Origin of the sequence: Actinopolymorpha rutila, from assembly GCF_013407855.1 — a bacterium.
Taxonomy (GTDB): domain Bacteria; phylum Actinomycetota; class Actinomycetes; order Propionibacteriales; family Actinopolymorphaceae; genus Actinopolymorpha; species Actinopolymorpha rutila.
In genome coordinates, this window is sequence record NZ_JACBZH010000001.1 from 5,200,182 (window position 1) to 5,218,790 (window position 18,609).

16 protein-coding genes are annotated in these 18,609 nt (G+C 70.2%); 4 read left to right on the plus strand and 12 right to left on the minus strand.

The window, feature by feature from the left end:
- The first annotated feature begins 272 nt into the window (after positions 1-272).
- The 3 genes from F4554_RS23235 to F4554_RS23245 are packed head-to-tail and all read left to right on the plus strand — an operon-like array spanning position 273 to position 3,604.
- On the plus strand, positions 273-1,451 hold the full coding sequence (locus tag F4554_RS23235; protein ID WP_179789519.1) for a mandelate racemase/muconate lactonizing enzyme family protein: 1,179 nt from the start codon (positions 273-275) through the stop codon (positions 1,449-1,451).
- A gap of 54 nt (positions 1,452-1,505) precedes the next feature.
- A complete protein-coding gene (locus tag F4554_RS23240) occupies positions 1,506-2,555 on the plus strand; it encodes a mandelate racemase/muconate lactonizing enzyme family protein (protein ID WP_179789520.1) in 1,050 nt (349 codons plus the stop codon).
- Positions 2,552-3,604, plus strand: a complete 1,053-nt coding sequence (locus F4554_RS23245) for a DMT family transporter (protein WP_179789521.1) — start codon at positions 2,552-2,554, stop codon at positions 3,602-3,604. The genes F4554_RS23240 and F4554_RS23245 overlap by 4 nt, the downstream gene beginning before the upstream one ends.
- Positions 3,605-3,607: 3 nt before the next feature.
- Here F4554_RS23245 and F4554_RS23250 read toward each other — a convergent pair whose 3' ends face one another.
- From F4554_RS23250 to F4554_RS23290, 9 genes are all read right to left on the minus strand, one after another.
- Positions 3,608-4,795 carry an AAA family ATPase gene (locus F4554_RS23250; protein WP_179789522.1) on the minus strand — a complete coding sequence of 396 codons (1,188 nt, stop codon included), beginning with the start codon at positions 4,793-4,795 and terminating at the stop codon, positions 3,608-3,610.
- A gap of 42 nt (positions 4,796-4,837) precedes the next feature.
- A complete protein-coding gene (locus F4554_RS23255; RefSeq protein ID WP_179789523.1) occupies positions 4,838-5,863 on the minus strand; it encodes a DUF4037 domain-containing protein in 1,026 nt (341 codons plus the stop codon).
- Positions 5,864-5,874: 11 nt separating this feature from the next.
- On the minus strand, positions 5,875-6,720 hold the full coding sequence (modA, locus tag F4554_RS23260) for a molybdate ABC transporter substrate-binding protein (RefSeq protein ID WP_337796172.1): 846 nt from the start codon (positions 6,718-6,720) through the stop codon (positions 5,875-5,877).
- Entirely contained in the window at positions 6,717-7,118 is a 402-nt protein-coding gene (locus F4554_RS23265) for a TOBE domain-containing protein (protein ID WP_179789524.1), read from the minus strand. The genes modA and F4554_RS23265 overlap by 4 nt, the downstream gene beginning before the upstream one ends.
- 113 nt (positions 7,119-7,231) lie before the next feature.
- Positions 7,232-8,401, minus strand: a complete 1,170-nt coding sequence (locus tag F4554_RS23270; protein ID WP_202889431.1) for a winged helix DNA-binding domain-containing protein — start codon at positions 8,399-8,401, stop codon at positions 7,232-7,234.
- Positions 8,402-8,463: 62 nt separating this feature from the next.
- The gene (locus tag F4554_RS23275; RefSeq protein WP_179789526.1) at positions 8,464-10,596 is read right to left on the minus strand and encodes an ABC transporter substrate-binding protein; all 2,133 of its coding nucleotides are present in this window, start codon (positions 10,594-10,596) and stop codon (positions 8,464-8,466) included.
- Positions 10,596-11,918 (minus strand): ADP-ribosylglycohydrolase family protein, encoded by a 1,323-nt coding sequence (locus F4554_RS23280; protein ID WP_179789527.1) that lies wholly within the window; start codon positions 11,916-11,918, stop codon positions 10,596-10,598. The genes F4554_RS23275 and F4554_RS23280 overlap by 1 nt, the downstream gene beginning before the upstream one ends.
- Before the next feature lie 131 nt (positions 11,919-12,049).
- Complete coding sequence (locus tag F4554_RS33765; protein ID WP_179789528.1) at positions 12,050-12,820, minus strand: phosphotransferase; 771 nt, start codon at positions 12,818-12,820, stop codon at positions 12,050-12,052.
- Positions 12,774-14,177 (minus strand): MFS transporter, encoded by a 1,404-nt coding sequence (locus F4554_RS23290; protein WP_179789529.1) that lies wholly within the window; start codon positions 14,175-14,177, stop codon positions 12,774-12,776. The genes F4554_RS33765 and F4554_RS23290 overlap by 47 nt, the downstream gene beginning before the upstream one ends.
- 53 nt (positions 14,178-14,230) lie before the next feature.
- Here F4554_RS23290 and F4554_RS32535 point away from each other — a divergent pair, with 53 nt between their 5' ends.
- On the plus strand, positions 14,231-14,902 hold the full coding sequence (locus tag F4554_RS32535; protein WP_179789530.1) for a CGNR zinc finger domain-containing protein: 672 nt from the start codon (positions 14,231-14,233) through the stop codon (positions 14,900-14,902).
- A 59-nt stretch (positions 14,903-14,961) separates the two neighbouring features.
- On the opposite strand, the gene F4554_RS23300 is transcribed toward F4554_RS32535, so the two are convergent.
- From F4554_RS23300 to F4554_RS23310, 3 genes are all read right to left on the minus strand, one after another.
- Complete coding sequence (locus F4554_RS23300; RefSeq protein WP_179789531.1) at positions 14,962-15,990, minus strand: glycoside hydrolase family 43 protein; 1,029 nt, start codon at positions 15,988-15,990, stop codon at positions 14,962-14,964.
- 82 nt (positions 15,991-16,072) lie between these two features.
- Entirely contained in the window at positions 16,073-17,122 is a 1,050-nt protein-coding gene (locus F4554_RS23305) for a glycosyl hydrolase family 95 catalytic domain-containing protein (protein ID WP_179789532.1), read from the minus strand.
- A complete protein-coding gene (locus F4554_RS23310; RefSeq protein ID WP_179789533.1) occupies positions 17,058-18,581 on the minus strand; it encodes a glycosyl hydrolase family 95 catalytic domain-containing protein in 1,524 nt (507 codons plus the stop codon). Before F4554_RS23310 ends, F4554_RS23305 begins: the two co-directional genes overlap by 65 nt.
- Between the last annotated feature and the right edge of the window lie 28 nt (positions 18,582-18,609).

The following is an 18,609-nucleotide window of genomic DNA, read 5'->3' on the forward strand; positions in this document are numbered from 1 at the left end:
CAAAACCCGAACTATCCAAGGCAAGATCAACTTGCGCCTGCGTGCGACTGGGACCCCAGCGTGATAAGTGTCCGCCTGAACAGCGGCCGGACGAGCCGTGGACCAGCCGCTTGGGGGTCAATCCTCCCGCGCTGACAGGCGTGCCCGATTGTTGTCCGATAACGGACAGCGCTTGCCCGCCGGAGGGGCCGTGCCTGGTTCGCCCTAGTATCGAAGGAAACCATGCGGCGGGGCGCCGGTCTCGCCGGACCCGTCTGGCCATGGGGAGACTCATGAAGATCACGGACGTCAAGACTTTCCTGGTACACGACCGCGAGCGTCCGAGCCGCAACTACACATTCGTGAAGATCTACACCGACGAGGGTGTGACCGGCCTCGGTGAGGCAGGAGTCACGGGCCGTGAGTTGGCCGTACGCGGCATGGTCGAGAGCTTCGCACCCATCCTCCGCGGCATGGACCCGACCCGGATCGAGCACATCTGGCAGACGCTGTGGCGCGGCCACTTCTTCCGTGGTGGGCACGTCCACTCCGCCGCAGTGGCGGCCATCGACATCGCGTTGTGGGACCTGCGCGGCAAGGTGCTCGGAGTCCCCGTCTACGACCTGCTGGGCGGGCGTACCCGCGACTACGCGCGCTGCTACTGCCACGTGCAGCAACCCGGCGGCGGTCACGGCCCACGCGGGGCGATCGACGCGATGGTCGACTACGCGAAGGGCCAGGTCGAACAGGGCTGGCAGTTCATCCGCTTCGGGGCCGGCGAGGGCAGCCGGCAGGGCGCGGAAGGCATCTACGAACAGTCCCGAGCGGTGCGGTGGACCGTGGAAGCCTTCGGCGCGCTGCGGGACGCGGTCGGCCCGGAGGTGGAGATCTGCGTCGACTTCCACCAGCGCACCACCCCGCCGTACGCCATCGAACTGGCCCGCGAACTCCAGCCCATGCGGCCGTTCTTCATCGAGGACCCCCTGCGGGCGGAGAACCCCTCGGAGTTCGCCTACCTACGCCAGCACATCTCGGTGCCGATCGCCACCGGTGAGCAGCTGCCGAGCAAGTGGGACTGGCGCGAACTCGTCGAACAGGACCTGATGGACTACTGCCGGGTGGACCTGTGCATCTGCGGCGGGCTCACCGAGGCCCGCAAGGTCGCCGGATGGTGTGAGACCCACTACATCGAACAGGTCCCGCACAACCCGCTGGGGCCGGTGTCAACCGCGGCCTGCCTGCACTTCGACCTGTCCACACCACTGTTCGCCGTACAGGAGCTCACCTGGCGGCCGGACATCCTCGCCGACATCGTGACCACCGACATGCGGTTGGAGGGCGGCAACCTCTACAGCGGCGGCTCCCCCGGCCTCGGCGTGGAGCTGAACGACGAGGCGGCGCTCGCGGAGCCCTACCAGCTGGCGGGCCCGCACATCCTTCACCGCGAGGACAACTCCGTCTCCGACTGGTGAGTCGGTAGGAGCTGCAGAACTCACGCAACGAGACGAGACGCCGGAAGGACAGCCATGCGGGTGAAGGAAGTGCGTACCACCTACTCGGTGCGCCCACACGCGGCCCGGCCGATCCGCGACGCCCTGCAGACGCTGACCGGCGGCGGCTCGGTGAGCGTGGAGGTCGAGTCCGAGGATGGCCTGGTCGGGCGCGGTACTTCGTCGTTCGGACGGATCGACGGGGCACCGAAGGCGTTGTCGGTCTTCATCGACGGGGTACTCGCTCCGTTGGTCGTCGGCCGGGACGCCACCGGGATCCCGGCGATCATCGAGTCGCTGAAGGTGGAGACCGAGTACCACGGCACGGCGGGGTTCGCGACATTCGGCATCAGCGCGGTCGACGTCGCGTTGTGGGACCTGCTGGGCAAGGCCCACGGCGTTCCGACGTACCAACTGTGGGGTGCCCACCGCGACCGGGTCCCCGCGTACGCGATGGTCGGCTGGTCCAACTACGACCTCGACGAACTCCGGCAGCAGTGCGGCGAGGCGGTCGCACAGGGCTTTCGCGGTGTGAAGATCAAGGTGGGCGCCGGCGACCTGGACGACGACGTACGCCGGATCGAGGCGGTCCGGTCGCGGATCGGTCCCGACGTCGCGCTCATGGTCGATGCCAACCAGGTGTTGACACTCAGCGAGGCGCTGCGCCGCGGCGAGGTGTTCGGCGAGCTGGGCGTGACGTGGTTCGAGGAACCCCTGCCCGCACAGGACTTCGCGGGCTACGCCGAGCTCACCAGCCGACTGCGCATCCCGGTCGCCGCCGGTGAGAACCTCTACGGCGCCGGACAGTTCCGCGAGTTCTTCGAACGCCGTGGCTGCGACATCGTGCAGCCCGACCTACGCCGCGCGGGCGGGCCGACCGAGATCCGCGCGGTCGGGGCGTTGGCCTCGGCCTTCGGTGTCCCGTACGCCTCACACGGCGGTGGTCCCGCGGCGCTGAGCCTGCTCCTGTGCGCACCGACCGCGATCTGGCTGGAGACCGGACTGCGGTCGTCGCCGACGGCGTACCCGCGACTCGAGGACGGGTGCGCGCTCGCTCCACAGGGGCCTGGTTTCGAGTGGGAGTGACGTCCTCGGCATCGTCGACGTCGGACCCTGGGGTCTCCCCCGACCGTTCGACCTCGTCGACCGAAAACCCGCACGACGCGCACGACGTACACGACCGGCGACTGCTGTCCGGTGTCGTCGGGCAGGCAGGTGCGGTCGCCGTCGCGGTCACCGGCGGCGCCGCCTCGGCCGCGCAGGCGCTGGTGAACGGCCGGCTGGCCACCGGTCTCGGAACGCCGGTGACCGCAGCGCTGGTGAGCAACGGACTCGCCACCGCGCTCCTGCTGGTGATCGCGGTCGCCTCGCCCGCCGTACGAACGTCGTTGCGGCGCGTCCTTCGCGAACGGCTGCCGTGGTGGTGCTATCTGGGCGGCGTCCTGGGAGCGGTTTCGGTCGCCGGTACGGCGTTGGCCGCGCCGATCCTCGGAGTGGCGTTGTTCACCGTCGTCTCCGTCTGTGGCACCGGGGTGGGTGGCCTCACCGCCGACCGCGCCGGACTCGGCCCCGCGGGCCGGCTGCCGGTGAGTGCCGGCCGGGTGGCCGGGGCCGCGCTGGCAGTCGTCGCGATGACCGTCGCGCAGGCCGGCCATTCGGCTGCCAACGTGGCGCTCGCGGTCATCGTGTTCGTCCTGGTCCTCGGCATGGGCCGGTCGGTCCAGGCCGCGCTGAACGCCAGGCTGGCGGCGGTGGCCCGCAACGTGGGCGCCGCGTCCCTGGTGAACGCGACGGTGGGTACGACTGCGCTCGGCCTGGCTGCCGGGGTGCTCGCCACCGCGGGCGCCCTGCCGTTCGCCGGCTGGCCGGCGACCTGGTGGGCCTACCTCGGTGGCGTACTCGCGCTCGTGGTCACCGGCGCGAACATGATCGCGGCCCGGTCGATCGGCGTACTGCGGACGGTGCTGGCGGCCCTGTCTGGACAGCTGGTGTGCGGAATCGCGCTCGACGCGCTGGTGCCGTCCGAGCCGACGCCGACCGGATGGCTGCTGCTGGGTTCGGCGCTGATGGTGCTCGCGGTCACGGTGTCCGGGGTCACCGCCGCCCGGGACAAGCAGGGGCCGGCTCGCGCGTGACGGTCACCGCCGAGCGCGTACGCGACTCGACGCCTGGGGCCAAGCTCCTGTGTGGGCAAGCACGGCTTGCACCACCTGCTCGACGGTCCGCCCGTCGGTGTCGACCCGGTGGTCGCCAACCCCGGCTTGCTCCAGGTCGGCCGCGCCCCTCGCCGCGTCGTTCGCCACCTGCTTGAGGACCGAGTCCGGCTGTCCTCTCAGCGGATCACCGGGCTGCCACCAACTGCCGCCTCGGCCGCGCCTCAGGATCCGGCGGGTCAGTTCCTCCGGCCCGGCGTGGAGTCGGCACACCGTCAGGGTGGCGGCCGGCAGCGCGTTCGCGTACGTGTGTACGGCGGAGGGGTCGTCGACCGGTCCGTTGACGACCAGGCACCGTGCACCGCCGGCACGGTAGGTGTCCCACACCGCCGCGAGGTTGTTCGCCCTGACCTGGTGGACGTCCACGCCGGTGTCCACATCCACGTCGCCGTCCACGCCGGTGTCGCCGACCCGGAAGTGGCCGAGCTGGTCCAGGTCGACGAACGCCGCGGGCACGCCCGCTGCCCGCGCGTGCTCGAACAGCTGCCAACCCACGGTTGACTTGCCGACCCCGGTGGCGCCGCACACCCACAGGATCGGTCCGGGTGCGTGGCTGATCCGTCGCGGTGCCGGGCCGGCGACCGAAGCCCTCGCCACGAGGCCGGGCCACTGCCCGATCCGCGTGCGCATCAGGCGCACCACCTCTTCGACGGTCAGGTCGGTGGTGTCGACGCAGCTGTCGGCAAAGTCACTGGCGTCCAGCACCGCCGCCTCCCGCAGCACCTCGTCCACCAGCTCGGCCTGAGCGCCGCGGCCGACGAACCGCGCACGGAGTACGTCCTCGTCGGCGCGCAACCGGCACACGGTCACCGCCGTTCGCGGCAACGGATCCACCGGTGCGTCGCGACGCGGATCGAGGAGTCCCGAGGTGACCACGCAACTGATCCCGGCGGCCTCGAAGTTGGCCACGACGGCGGCCAGGTTCGTGGCCTGCATCCCGTGCCGCCCCGGATCGCTCGCGGATTCGGGGTAGCACATGCCGAGCTGGTCCAGGTCGACGTACCCCGCGTTCACGCCGGCGTCGACCAGCTGGGTATGGAGCTCCCACCCGACCGCCGACTTGCCCACCCCGGGCGGCCCGCAGATCCACAGCACCGGGACCAGTTCGCTCATCTCGGCGACCCTACGCTCCACTCCCCCGTGGGTGCGACTGACTTACTCCCCGCCGGGCTCCTCGTACAGCCGCAGCAGCTCCTGCCGGTGGCGCGGCACCGGCAACAGGTCTCGTACCTGGTCGATCCGCCCAACCGGCCACCGCCGCGCGATGCGTTCCACCGTCGGGTCCTTGATCTGTGCGCGCAGCGCACCCGGAAAATCTCCCCAGACCACCTTGAACGGACGGTCCCACAGCTGGTGCACCTCGGTGGCGACGGGCTCGGTGACGCCCAACGCGTTGTGCATGGCCGCGACCGCCTCGTAGGCAACCGCCAGCGCCTCCTCGCGTTCGGGCCAGGTGCCGGCTCGAAGAGCACGCGAGAGTACGGGAGACAGTTCGGCGCCGCAGGCCAGCCGGGAGAAGGCGGTGCCGAACCACTTGGAGTACGGCGCGTACTGGCGTTCCATCGAGAAGCACAACGCCATCAGGTCGTGCACCAGCTGCGCACCGATGAGTGCCGACCCGAGTTCGTCGCCCACGAAGCCGGTTCGGCCCACCAGGTTGGCCTCCGGGTGGACCCGCCACCAGCCGGCGAGCAGGAGGTAGAGCCAGACGTCGTGCGGATAGTAGGCGAACCGATCGCGGATGCCCCGCAGACCGACGTCGTCGTGGTGGACGGTGCCGGCGGCGAGCATCCGGAGCCGGTCCTCGGGAAAGGTGAGCCAGTCGTGCGCCTCGATCTCCTCGTCGAGGTCGAAACCCAGCTGGGCAAGGACGTAGCCATGCAGGGTGTGAAGCTCGTACTTGGTCGCGCGATTTCCGAACCGAGCGGGCAGTCCCGTCCGCAGGGCTTCCTCGACCGCTTCACCGTGCCGAGTTTCGTCCTCCTCCCGCAGGAAGACCAGCACGCGCGCCTCGCAGTCGTGGTCGGTCGACATCTCGTCGTCGAAGCCCAGCACCTCCGAGCCCCGGCCGAGAAGTGCCGCGCTGTGTGGCAACCCAGGGAACCTCGCGTCCAGGACCGGCCGCACCGCCTCGTGGTAGAACCGCGCGCTGAGCTCCCTGCCGGAGACGAATCCAGTCATGGAGAAGGACCTTACGGCGTCTGGAACCCCGCGCGGGCGAGCACGGCCCGTCCACGACCGGACAGCACGTAGTCGACGAAACTCCTGCCGCCGTTCGCGTTCTGGCCGCCCTTCAGAACGACGATGGGGTACGCGTTGATAGCCTTGGCCGACTCGGGAAACTCCACGCCGTCGACGTCGGAGGCGGCCGAGCGCACGTCCGTGCGGTAGACGAGCGCGGCGTCGACCTCGCGGATCCTGACCTTTGTCAGGGCGCCCTTGACATCAGGCTCCAACGTCACCGGGGTTATCTTGACGTGGGCGGCCGCCAGCGCCTTCTGAGCGGCCGCGCCGCAGGGCACCTGCTCCGCGCACAGCGCCACCTTCGTCCCCGACTTGGCCAGATCTTTCAGCCCCTGCACGTGTTTCGGGTTTCCCTTCGGCACCGCGATCACGAGCTGGTTGCGAACGAACGTCGTCGGGCTACCGGCCACGTGGCCCTGCTCGGTGACCGCCTGCAGGTTGGCCGGGGCGGCCGAGGCGAACACGTCCGCGGGTGCGCCCTGGTTGATCTGGGTGGCCAGGGCGGAGCTGCCGCCGAAGTTGAACCGCACCGTGACGCCCGGATGGGCCGCCTCGAACTCCTTGCCCAGCGTGGTGAACGACTCGGTCAGCGAGGCGGCGGCGAACACCGTGATCGTCCCGGAGACCTTTGGCGTGGCGGACTTCGCGGCCGCACTGGTAGTGCTCTTGCCGGGAGTCTTCCCGGCCCGGTCGCCGGCGGAGTTCGTCGGGCCACCACAACCGGCCAGGCCGACCAGGGTCACCGCGGTGAGTGCAGCCACGCCGACCAGCGCGGAACGCAGCCGCGCGCTCACGACCGGGCCCCGTGTTCGACCACGACGTTCGTCGACTTGATCACCGCGACGGCCACGGAGCCCACCTCCAGGCCGAGTTCGTCCACCGCCTCCCGGCTCATCAACGACACCACCCGGTACGGCCCGGCCTGGATGTCGACCTGGGCCATCACGGTGTCCTTGGCGACGGCGGTGACGATGCCGCGCAGGCGGTTTCGGGCGGAGGAGAACCCGGTGCCGTCGGCGTCCGGCTCACCTGCCTGCGCACGGGCGAACGCGGCCAGATCCTGCCCGGCCACCGTCCGGTGGCCCTGCCCGTCGCGCTCGGCGGCGAGTCGGCCGGCGTCCACCCAACGACGTACGGTGTCGTTGCTGACGCCCAGAAGCTCGGCGGCCTCACTGATTCGGAACGATGTCACGCCCACACCATAGCGGGCGCAGGTGCAAGGTGAAACCGGCTACTTACCTCGCATCCGCGCCTCGCACACCGACCCGCCCCGCGCATCTGCCGGGATGGCGTTCCCAGTCGACGTCAGCCGTGCCCGCCGACGGTCACCCGGCCGATCGTCAACGTCGGATTGCCCTGTAACACCTCGCCGACGCGGCGCACCTGCAGGTCGAGGTCCTCACGCTGGGCCGCGGTGAGGTCGACGACAGGCTCCACGGTGACCGCGATCTGGCGGCCGCTTCGGCGCTGGTGCCACAGCCCGCCGACCACTCCGTCGACCAGGAGCACCTGGAAGTTGCCACCGAGCACCCGGTCGGCCGCGCGTCCCGGACAGAGGTGCTCGGGCGGCTGGTTCCCTACCCGATAGGCGTATCCGTCGAAGTACGGCAGCAGGCGTACCCCGCTCGGCGCCTCGTCCGGCACGTCCAGCTCGCCGGCCGGCAACCAGGCGGGGCTCCCCTCGACATCGACCCGGCATAGCTCCCCGTCCGCGGTTTCGAACACCGAGCGCGCCCACGACACCGGCGCGTTCAGCCAGTGCGCGAACCGCTGCGGCGTCGACGGCCCGTACGCACGCAGGTAGCTGCGCAGGAGCCGTGGCACCGCCTCCTCCGCCGCAGCCGGCCGGAACGACGGAAGCCAGCGCCGCGGGTTGGTGTAGGTCACGTTGCGGCCGGTGTTCGGCCCGAAGCACAGCGTGCCCCGATGCCCAGCGAGGTGCTGGACCTGCCGCCAGCGTGGCCAGTACGTCTGGAACGCCGGCATCACGGGGTCCGCGGCCCATGACCCGGCGAGGTCGGCCACCGCGTCGGTGAGCTCGTCCACGGTGAGCTCGGCGTCCAGCAACGCGGTGCCGATCGCGTCCACCACCACTTCGATCTGGTCCGGGCTCATCCGCACCGACTCCGGGAACGGGCTGACGCTCGGCGCGACGGCCGACAGCGCGCCGGTCCAGGTGCCGAGCTCGGCTGCGGGCAGGAGGTGGACGGTGCCACGCGGCCCGAACGCCTTGATCAGACTGTGGTCGTTCCACAACGCGTTCCGGATGTCGACGCGGGTGGCACCCTCGATCCGGAGCGCGATCCCGAGCTCAGCGGCGGACATCACCTGCGCATGTGTGCCGGCCGTCGCCGCGACGATCTCGGCCGGCTCGGCGTCCTTGGCCGGCTGGGTGAGCGCATGCACGTGCAGGCGGCGCGCACACACCTGCCGCCGGGTCAGGCGTGTGGCCGAGGCGGGAAGCTGCTTGGTCATGGCCGCAACTCTAGGAACCATTGAGGCCAGTTTCCGACCTCAGACGTCAGAGCACGCGGCACCTACGAGTGCTGGTCGGGGTTGGCCCAGTAGAAGGCCTCAGGGTCGTAGACGGCCGGGGTCGGGTGGGTCCAGGCGTTCACCCAGCCGCCGGCGGCGAGGCTCTCCCGGGCCGGCACGTTGCGCAGGTCCTTGTGCACCACGGTCACCTGGGGCGCGTCGGCCACGCAGCCCATCAGGAACGGCCCCTCCTCGATGTGCACCTTGTAGATCTCCCACAGGAGCCGGACCTGTCTCATCCGGTCGGTCTCGACCCTGCCCTTCCGGTAAAGCTTCCACAACCGGTCGATCGGGCTGTCCGGCTCGGCCAGCAGCCAGGGCGGTTGCCGCTTCCACGGATCCTCGTGCTCCTGGGCCTTCAGCCTGCCCGGATCGGCTGTCTGCAAGGCGAAACCCTGCGCGTGCAGCGGAGCCCAGTGCGCGGGTGGTACCGGTACCACAGGAGCGGGGTAGATGAGCGGGGTGTCACTGACTTCCCACGTGGTGTACGACATCAGCCGTCCCGCCTCCCAGCGCTCCCCGAACGTCGTGGGCGGGACGGGGTTCAGTTCGGTGTCGATGCCGACGGCGCGCCAGTTCTTCTTGATCACGTCGTTCTTGACGATGTTGATCTTGTCGGTGTCCGCGGGATAGTCGAGAGTGATCCTCAGCCTGGAGCCGTCGGGCAACTCCCGCTTGCCGTCGCCGTCCCGGTCGACCACGCCGAGCTCGTCCAGCATCGACTTCGCCTTCGCCGGGTCGTACGTCAGATAGGAGTCGCGCCAGCGGGCGTAGGTCTTCCGCCCGGTGTCATTGACGATGTACTCGTACGCCGTGGGGTGGGTGGTGCCGGTGGTCTTCTCGCCGGTGTTGAAGTAGACGGACTTGCGTACCTCCTCCCGGTCGTAGGCGTGGGACAGCGCCTGCCGGAACTTCGGTTCGCGAATCAGCGTGCGCAGCTTCTCGTCGGGATAGTCGTAGTTGAAGAAGAACAACGTGCCGGTGCCCGAACCGGAGTTCCACAGGTGCACCTGCATGCCGCTGCGTTTCGACGACTGCTTCAGCGAGGACACGTCGGGCAGGCCGATGCCCACGAACGGCCCGTGGCAGTAGTCGACCTTTCCCTCTGTCACCTGGAGCTTGCGCACCTGCGGGTCGACGACCGTGGTGAACGTGAGCGTGTCCAGGTAGGGAAGCTGGCAACCGTCGGGCGCGACACACCAGTAGTAGGGGTTGCGTTCGAACGTCACCGCGCGGCCCTCGCGGTAGCTCGCGAGCCGCCACCCGGTCATCGTCGGGCACTGCGGATTGGTGGCCCAGTTGGCCTTGTCGTCGTGGGTGTTGAACCACGCCTTGCTGGTGATCGACTTGTTGTACTTCGGGTGGAACTGCGAGACGTAGTGCTTGGGCTGCATCCAGGTGGCACCGTTACCACGGTTCACCCACGCCGCGAGGCGTTCGGGCAGGACCGGCGCGGGCGCGTCGAAGGTCAGCACCAGCGTGTGATCGTCGGGTGCGGTGAACTTCGCCAGCGTGTCCGTGCCCGACCGCACGTCGTCCGGCGGCACCTCCGGGTGCTCCTTGTCGAGCACCAGGTCCTCCCACCAGTACATGATGTCGGCGGTCGTCCACGGCTTGCCGTCCGACCAGCGCAGCCCCTTGCGAAAGTGCAGGGTCCACTCGGTGGAGTCGGCGTTCGGCTCCCAGCTGTGCACGAGCCCGGGCCCGATGTCGAGCCCGTCGTTGAGCCACCGCAGCAACGAGTGGCCGTACATGAACTCCTTGTTCGACCCGTCCTCGGTGCTGGTGCCGATCAGCAGCAGGCCGCCGCCGTACCTGCCGGGCGACAACCATCGGTGGGGTACGACGTACGGCTGCTCGGGAAGGCGCTTCGCCAACGGTGGAAGGTCGCCGGCCCGCACGCGCTTCGCCAGCGCCGGGGCCTCCTTCAGCTTGCTCGGGACCTTCGGCGGCTTCGTCAAGGAGCCCTTGCCTACTGGCGCCTTGCCGGCCCGGCCGCCGGATCCGCCCGAGCCTCCGTCCGTCCCTGCGCCCTTCCCCGCCGAGGAGCACGCGGTGAGCGTGGCGGCGACCGCCGCCGTGGCCGACAGGCGCAGGACGTCCCGGCGGCTCGGTGCGGATCCTGGTGTCGTCATCAGCCCGCGCGGAACCGTTCGGCCAGCCGGGTCGTCCGCGCGGCGAGGTCGGAGATGCGCGACCCGTCGAACCCGAACAACGCGCTGCGCAACCGGTCCTCCAGTGGGTCGACCCAGTGCGCCGGGATCGCCTTCGCACCCACCAGCGCACCGGCCACCGAACCGGCCGTCGCACCGTTGGAGTCGGTGTCCCAGCCGCCGAGCACGGTCAGCGCGATCGTCCGGGTGAAGTCGCCGTCGCCCCACAGCAGACCGGCGGCGACCACGGCGGCGTTGTTGATCGTGTGCACCCAGCCGTAGTGGCCGTACCGCTGCCCGATCTCGGCTCGGGCCGCCTCCCAGGTCAGCTCGCGGGAGTGCAGGTCCAGCACATCGCGCAGCGCCTCGGCGAGCCGGGACGCAGGCGGCACCACGCCACACGAGACCTCCAGGGCCTCCCGGGCCGAGCCCGCCGTGAACGCGGCAGCCACCACCGCGGCCGCCCACATCTCGCCGTAGACGCCGTTGGCGACGTGGGAGAGCACGGCGTCCTGGTAGGCAAGCCGGGCCGCCGACGCCGGGTCACCGGGGAACACGTAGCCGAACGCGTCGCCGCGGATCTGCGCGCCGATCCATTCGCGGTACGGGTTGCGGTAGACAGCCGTGGTCGGGGCGCGCAGGCCGATCGCCAGGTTGCGGTAGGCCACGCGTTCGGCCGTGTAGGTCTGGTGCAGCGGCAGCAGAAGGCGCCACGCGTCCGCCACGTGGTGGGGTGTGAGATCGATTCCATGTTGTTCGAGCAGGTGCAGCCCGAGGACCGTGTAGTCCACGTCGTCGTCGCGTGAACTGCCCTGCACGTTGCCGCGCGTGGTCTGGGATGCGTTCGGCAGGATCCGGTATCCCTCGGGCACCGGATCCATCAGCGGGATGTAGTCGTCCAACGGCCAGGCGCCGGCGAGCTCGAGGTAGGACCGCAGATGCTCGGGGGTCCAGTGGTCCCCGGACTCGACCGGCTTGCCGAGCATGTTGCCGGCGACCCGGCCGAGCCACGCACCGTGGATGCGGTTGGCTAGGTCGTCGCCGGTGGGCGGTGTGGACGGTGCCGGCTGGGTGAGGGTGGCGGTCAGCTCGTCCCAGTCCGTGGGTTCGACGTAGGACCACCCGGAGCGGTCGTCGGTGGCTTCCTTCTTCGCCAGGTCGTCCAGCAACGCGCCGAGTTCGGCCGCACTGCCGTCGGCGAGTTCGGCCAGCCGGCGCTCCTCCTCGCGCACGTCGAACCCGGTCTCGCGAAGTTGTCGTAGCTCCCACTCGGCGAGATCGCGCAGGTCGATCGCGTCGTGCATCGCTGGCCTCCTGGTATGGCTGGATCGCGGACAGACACCGCCCGTCCACGTAACCCCTGTCCGTGAGCGACGGTCAAGGAGAACGGGTCCGGCCGCCGAATACGGCCAGCGCTTGCCCGGGGTCGGCGGCCTCAGGCCAGGAGCGTCGCGCGGTTGGCCAGGATGTACGCGATGTCCTCGCGGTAGCCGTCGGTGTGCCGCTCGTCGCGTTGCCGGTCGTACGCGGGATTGCCGGCCCGCACCTCCCGGTCGATCGTGGCCGCGATCGAACCCAACCGGACGACCAACAGGTCCAGCAGTTGTGCGGGCGGGATCTCGCCGTACGCCCGCGCGAACGTCCGCAGCCGCGCCGCCTGGTCCGGCAGCGGGTCCCAGCCGAACGCCTTCGTGGAGCGCGGAGCGGACAGCGGCACGAAGCGGTGGGCGGCGTAGCAGAGGTCCCAGGCGCGCGACGACGGCCCGGCGAAGTCCCAGTCGATGATGGCGGCGACCTGCGAACCTCGGTAGACGAGGTTGTAGGGTCCCAGGTCGTTGTGGCCGATGCAGTCCACCTCGGTGGGAACGCTGGTACGCACCTGCCAGGAACCCTCGTCCGGTGGGACGAATCCGGCCGTCGCGTCGTGCATCGCCCGGATCGCCAACGCGACGTTGACAAGGGCCTCGTTGGACCGCTGGGCCTCGGTCAGCGGGTAGGTGCCGCCGTCACCCTCGACGAAGCCGAGCGTCTCGGTCCGCCCGTCCTCGCTGACCGCCACCGGCTCGGGCGCAAGACCGAAACCCGACCGCCGCACGTGCCGCAGCAGCGCATGGACCTTGGGCGTCCACGGCCCGGCTCGCCGCTCGACGACCTCGCCCCTACGGACGGGAGCGGAGTGGAACCCGCCGGGAAGGATCTCGTTCACCACCGCCGACCCTACCGAGGGCGGCGGCCACCGCGGCACCCGCCGCGAGCAGCACGACCAGCAACCACGCGACGCGGGGCTCGGTCACGGTGGCGACCAGCACCATCGCGGCGACGCCGATGGCGGTGCCCAGTTGGGCCGCGGTGTTGAGCACCCCCGCGGCGGTGCCCTTGGCGTGCGCGTCGACCGCGGTCCCCATGTCGTTCGCGGCCACCGAGGCGATGCCGTTTCCCAGGCCGCTGACTCCGGCCGCGACCGCGATTCCGGCCACCTGCGGCCAGGTGACGAGCACGAGGGCGCCCACGGCGACGACGCCGAGACCGACACCGAGGGTGCCACTCCAGCCGAGCGCCGCGACCAGCCGCGGCGAGAGTGCCGAGCCGCCGACGGCGAGGATGCTGAACGACACCAGCAGAGTGGCCGTCCGCAGCGGTGTCAACCCCAGCTTGTCCTGGAGATACAGCGTGGCCAGGATAACCGACGAACTGGTCGTCGCGGTGACGAAGAACGACCCGAACGCACCCCATCGCAGGCCACTCGACCGCCAGGCCGCGCGCGCCACCAGCGGATGGCGGGACCGGCGTTCGAGCAGTACGAAGCCTGCAGCCGCCAGCAGGCCCAGGACGGTCACCGCACCGGCGAGCACGCGGGACCTGCCTTCGCCGAGCATCGTCGTACCGGCCACGACGCCCATCGCTCCCCCGGTGAGCAGCAGCGACGACCGCCAGCCGATTCGTACGTCCGAGGTGTCGGCGTGGTCGCGTGGGATCATTGCCACAATGGCGGCCGCCAGCCCGGCGGCGAGCGCGATGTTCAGCCAGTACACCGCTCGCCACGAGACGAGCTCGGTCAGCACACCACCGACGAAGAACCCCGACGCTCCGGCGGTGGCGCCGGCCGCACTCCACCCCGCGACCGCTCGCCGGCGCACCGGCCCCTCGGGGACCACCGTCGTCAGCAGCCGCAGCGCGGCCGGAACCGACGCGGCCGCTGCGGCACCCTGCAGCGCTCTCGCCCCGGCGAGCATCCACACCGACTCCGCCAGCGCGCCGAGCACCGACGCCGCGGCGAACAGCGCGAGTGCCGCGAGGACCACCCGGCGATGGCCGAGGCGGTCACCGATCCGCGAGGCCACCATGAGCAGGCCGCCGAAGAACATGGCGTACGTCGTGACGACGACCGTGCCCGCGGCCGGTGTCGCGCCGAGATCGGCCAGCATCCGAGGCAACGTGGTCACCACGACCGTCACGCCGAGGACGTCGACGAACTGAACCCCGCACAACGCCACGGCGGCCCGACCGGACCCGGCCTCCTCGCCCCTGCTCCGCTTGTCGGTGTTTCCGGCTAACTGGGTCACACCGGAAACATGCCAGGTGCGCGCCGGGACCGCAACTGGTAAAACTGACTTTGATGGAAACATCCCCGAACCAGCTGTCCGACCCGAGGGAGCTGCCGATCGTCGGCGGCCATCTCGCGCTGGACTTCGCCAACACCGTCGACGACCCGCTCGGGCCGCAGCGGCACGACCACGCCGCGACCTACGACGACCTGGTGAGCTGGTCGACCAGGGTCGAGACGGTCACCGGCGCACAGGAGGCGCGGCTCCGCCGGCTGGCGCGACGCCGGGCCGACGACGCCGCGCACACCCTCGAGCGAGCACACGAACTCCGGGACACCCTCAACAAGGTGTTCGGACGCATCGCCGACAGCGGGTCCGGCGCAGCGGAGACCGCGAGGCACTGGACCCGGCTGCGCCCGTTCGTCACCGACGCGATGGCGGCAGCCACCCTCGCCGAGGAGCCTGCCCCGAGTCCCGGATCGCCCGCATGGCGATGGGCATGGCCACGCTCCGACGACCTGGCTGTGGTCCTGCACCCGGTCGCGGTCGCCGCAGCCGACCTACTGGTGAGCGACCAACTTCACCGGCTTTCGCGATGTGCGCGCTGCCCCTGGTTGTTCCTGGACACCTCCAAGAACCACAGCCGCCGATGGTGCGACATGAACGACTGCGGCAAGGCCCAGAAGATCGAACGCTACGTGGCCCGCCGAGCCGCCGCTCGCCGCGGCGGCTCGAACCGCTGAAACAGCGCTCGGAGAAAGGCGATCCGGTGTGCCGTTCCGGCGGTATACAGGCCGAGCCGTCAGGGGCGACGCGGGACGATGGGGCCGAACGGGTTCTGCACGTGGGGGCCGTCGATGACCGGTCCGTCGTCGCCGAACTTCAACCTGGACAGCCAGACGAGGCGGCCGGACGGCACACCGTCGGGCTCCCACGCGTGGTAGACGTACCACCAGTGCGGCCCGACCTTGATCGGCATGCCGTGTCCGGGGCCGGACGCCACGTCGTTACGGGACAGGATCGGGCCGTTCCCCTGCTTGGTCCACGGACCGGTGATCTTCGGAGCCGTTGCCCAGCAGACGCCGTAGCTGTCGTTCCAGTACTCACCGGTCGAGTAGAAGCAGTAGTAGGCGCCTTGGTGCATGATCACCGACGCGCCCTCGATCGTGTACTTCTCGTACGGCTGGTCCATGCCGATGATCCGCTGCCGCTCTCCCTGGAGCTCCAGGCCGTCGTCGGTCAGCCGCTGCAGATAGATGTACGACGGGAGACCCACCGCGTTGCCGTCGTTCTTCCACAACAGCCACAACGAGCCGTCGGTGTCGCGGAACGGCGACGCGTCGATGCTTCCGCCCTCGTCGGCCTGGCCGACCAGCGGTGCGGATCGGTTGTCGACGAACGGTCCGGCAGGTGAGGCGGAGACCGACACCGACACCGCCTGCTGCCCGTTGTCGGCGCGGCGCGCGGTGTAGTAGGACTGGTAACGATCCCCTACCTGCATCACTTCCGGTGCCCAGTGCCGGCCGGGCACCGACCAGGTGGCGATCACCGGCATGCCGTTGCCGACCTCGGTCCAGTTGACCAGATCCGGCGACGTCAGGACCGGCATCGCACCCATCTTCCCGGCCGTGGAGTAGAGATAGAAGGCTCCGTCGGCGAACAGGACCGCGGGATCGGGATGGTTCGTCGGTTCGACGGGGTTCTGGTATCCGGGTGACTGCGCGTGGGCGGTACCGCCCATGAGGAGAGCTGCGGCGGTGCCGCCAGAGGCCGCCAGCATGGCCCTTCGACTCATGGAACCGGTGAACGGGGACGAGGGATCCTGCGGCATGCCTTCTCCTTTGAAAGGGACGGAACGTCCGAGCCGTACGAGTGGCGCCGGGCAAACGATCATCAAGAAGCTAGGTGATCGTTCATCCCCGCGCAACATTGTTGGCCAGGACGGCCCCTTCGACCGCACGTCGCTCTCCCGCACGGGCATCGACCGTGACGCGCTCGCCGCCGGCGCGTACGACGATCCGCCGATCGGTGTCGGGCGTCACGAAAATCCGGTCGATCGCGCCGTCGGTCCACTCCGTGTCGACAGTGACACCACCTCGCGCCCGGAGCCCCGTGAACGCACCGGTGCGCCACGACTCCGGCAGCGCCGGCAGGAGGTGGAGTTCGGTGACCTCCCGGCTGGAGTCGTGGGACTGCACGAGCATCTCCGCGATCCCGGCGGTGACACCGAAGTTTCCGTCGATCTGGAACGGCGGATGCGCGCACAGCAAGCTGCGGTAGACACCGCCAGGTCCCATCGCCGGACTTTCAGGCACGTCGTCCGGCATCGGCGCGAGGAACGCCCGAAGTGCGGTGTGGGCACCGACGGCGTCTCGCAGCCGTGCCCGCAACGAGACCCGCCAGGCCAGAGACCAGCCGGTCGAGTAGTCACCTCGTGCGGTGAGAGTCCGCAGCGCCGCCGCCGCGAGTTCGGGGGTCGACTCGGGTCCGATCCGCTCGGCCGGGTAGACGCCGAACAGGTGTGACATGTGCCGGTGCTTCGGCTCGGCGTCGCGTAGCTCGGTGGACCACTCGGCCAGCCGTCCGTCGGACCCGACCCGTTCGGCGGGGAGCCTGTTCAGGGCGTCGGTCACCCGCTCCCGCCACGCGTCGTCGGCTTTGTCAGCTCTTTCGGCTCTGTCAAGAGCGGCTTGCAGGTCGAGCGAGCGCTCCAGAAGGTCGCGGATCATCGCCAGGTCGGCGGTCGTGGACACCGACACGGCGGCCGGCTCCCCGTCCGGCGCCACGTAGTGGTTCTCCGGCGAGGTCGACGGCGCGACCGCGAGTGTCCCGTCCGGACGTTCGGCCAACCAGTCCAGGCAGAACGTCGCGGCATCCCTGACCAGCGGCCACGCGACGTCACGCAGGAAGGTCTCGTCCCGGCTGTAGTCGTAGTGGTCCCACAGGTGACGGCACAGCCACACCGCGCCCAACGGGCCACGCGGCCCAGCACGGGTCGTGCGTACCGTCGCCGACGGGTAGCGCGAACCCCCAGGCGTCGGAGTTGTGGTGCAGAACCCAGCCGTCCAACCCGTACAGGTCGCGGGCCACCGTGCTGCCGGTCCGGTGGGCGTACCGAAGCCAGTCCGTCAACGGTGCATGGCACTCCGGGAGGTTCGCGACCTCGGCCGGCCAGTAGTTCATCTCCAGGTTGATGTTGACCGTGTAGTTGCTGCTCCAGGGCGGGCGGACCGAGGCGTTCCAGATCCCCTGCAGGTTTGCCGGGAGCGTTCCCGGCCGCGAGCTCGCGATCAGCAGGTAACGGCCGTACTGGAAGAGCAGCGCTGCCAGCCCTGGGTCCGGCAGCCCTCCGGCGTGCCGCGCGAGACGGTCGTCGGTGGGCAGCTCGTCCAGCTCCTGCCGGTGCTCGTCCTCGAGATCACCAAGGCGCAGGTCGACCCGGCCGAACAGCGCGCCGTGGTCGGTCACGTGTTCGGCGCGCAGGGCGTCCACCCCATGGTCCGATCCGCCGTCCGCGACTTGTGCCGCGAGCGGGTCGAGTCGCGCCGACACCTGCGCCCGCAGGGACGCGACGTCTCCGTGCGGTGGGGTGAGCGGGTCGGCATAGTCGGTCCGCGTCGCGAGGAGGACCACGAACCAGCTCGCGCGGGCGACGGCCAGCCCGTCGTCGCGTACGTCGACCTGGCCGTCGGTGACCACCCGAAGCTGGACGACCGCCGTCACCGCCGCGCCCGGGGCGTCGTCGTAGGTGACCGGCGACTCCGACCTGTCGTGCGACGGGATCACGTCGGAGGGCATCCGCACGACCAGCTCCAGCCCGTCGGCCGGCGCGTTCGCGTCCGAAGTGATCCTCGTGCACGTGGCGGTGGCGTGCGGTGAGTCGAGCCGGACAGTGATCTCGGGCAACCGGGCATTGACGTCGGCCGCGGTGGCCCTCGGCGCGACCCGGCGGTGCACCACGAGGGCGCGGTTCGGCCTGCTCGACCAGGCCTCCTGCTGGACGTCAACCCCGCCTTGCGTCCATTGGTGCGACGTGATCGCCGTACGCAGGTCCAACGCTCGTCGGTATCCGGCCGGGACGTCCTCACTGTTGGCCCTGGCCGACTGCGTGAGCCACAGGTCGGCCAGCGGCTGGTACGCCTGGCTGTGGCCATACTGCAGGTGGCGAACCGCCGTCTCCGCCCCGCGGACGTCCCCCGCGTCGAGTGCCTTCCGGACGGCGGTCAGCGCCTCCCTCGCGGCGTCCGCACGGACCGGCGGATGACCCGCGACCGTCACCGGCGAGCCGGACCAGCACGTGTCGTCGTTCAGTTGGAAGCGGTCGACCTCCACGCCGCCGAAACACATCGCGTCGAGGTTGCCGTTCCCGATCGGGAGCGCGTCAGTCCAGATCCTTGCCGGCCTCGAGTAGTGGAGCCGCACGTCTACTCACCCCTGGTTCACTGTGCCG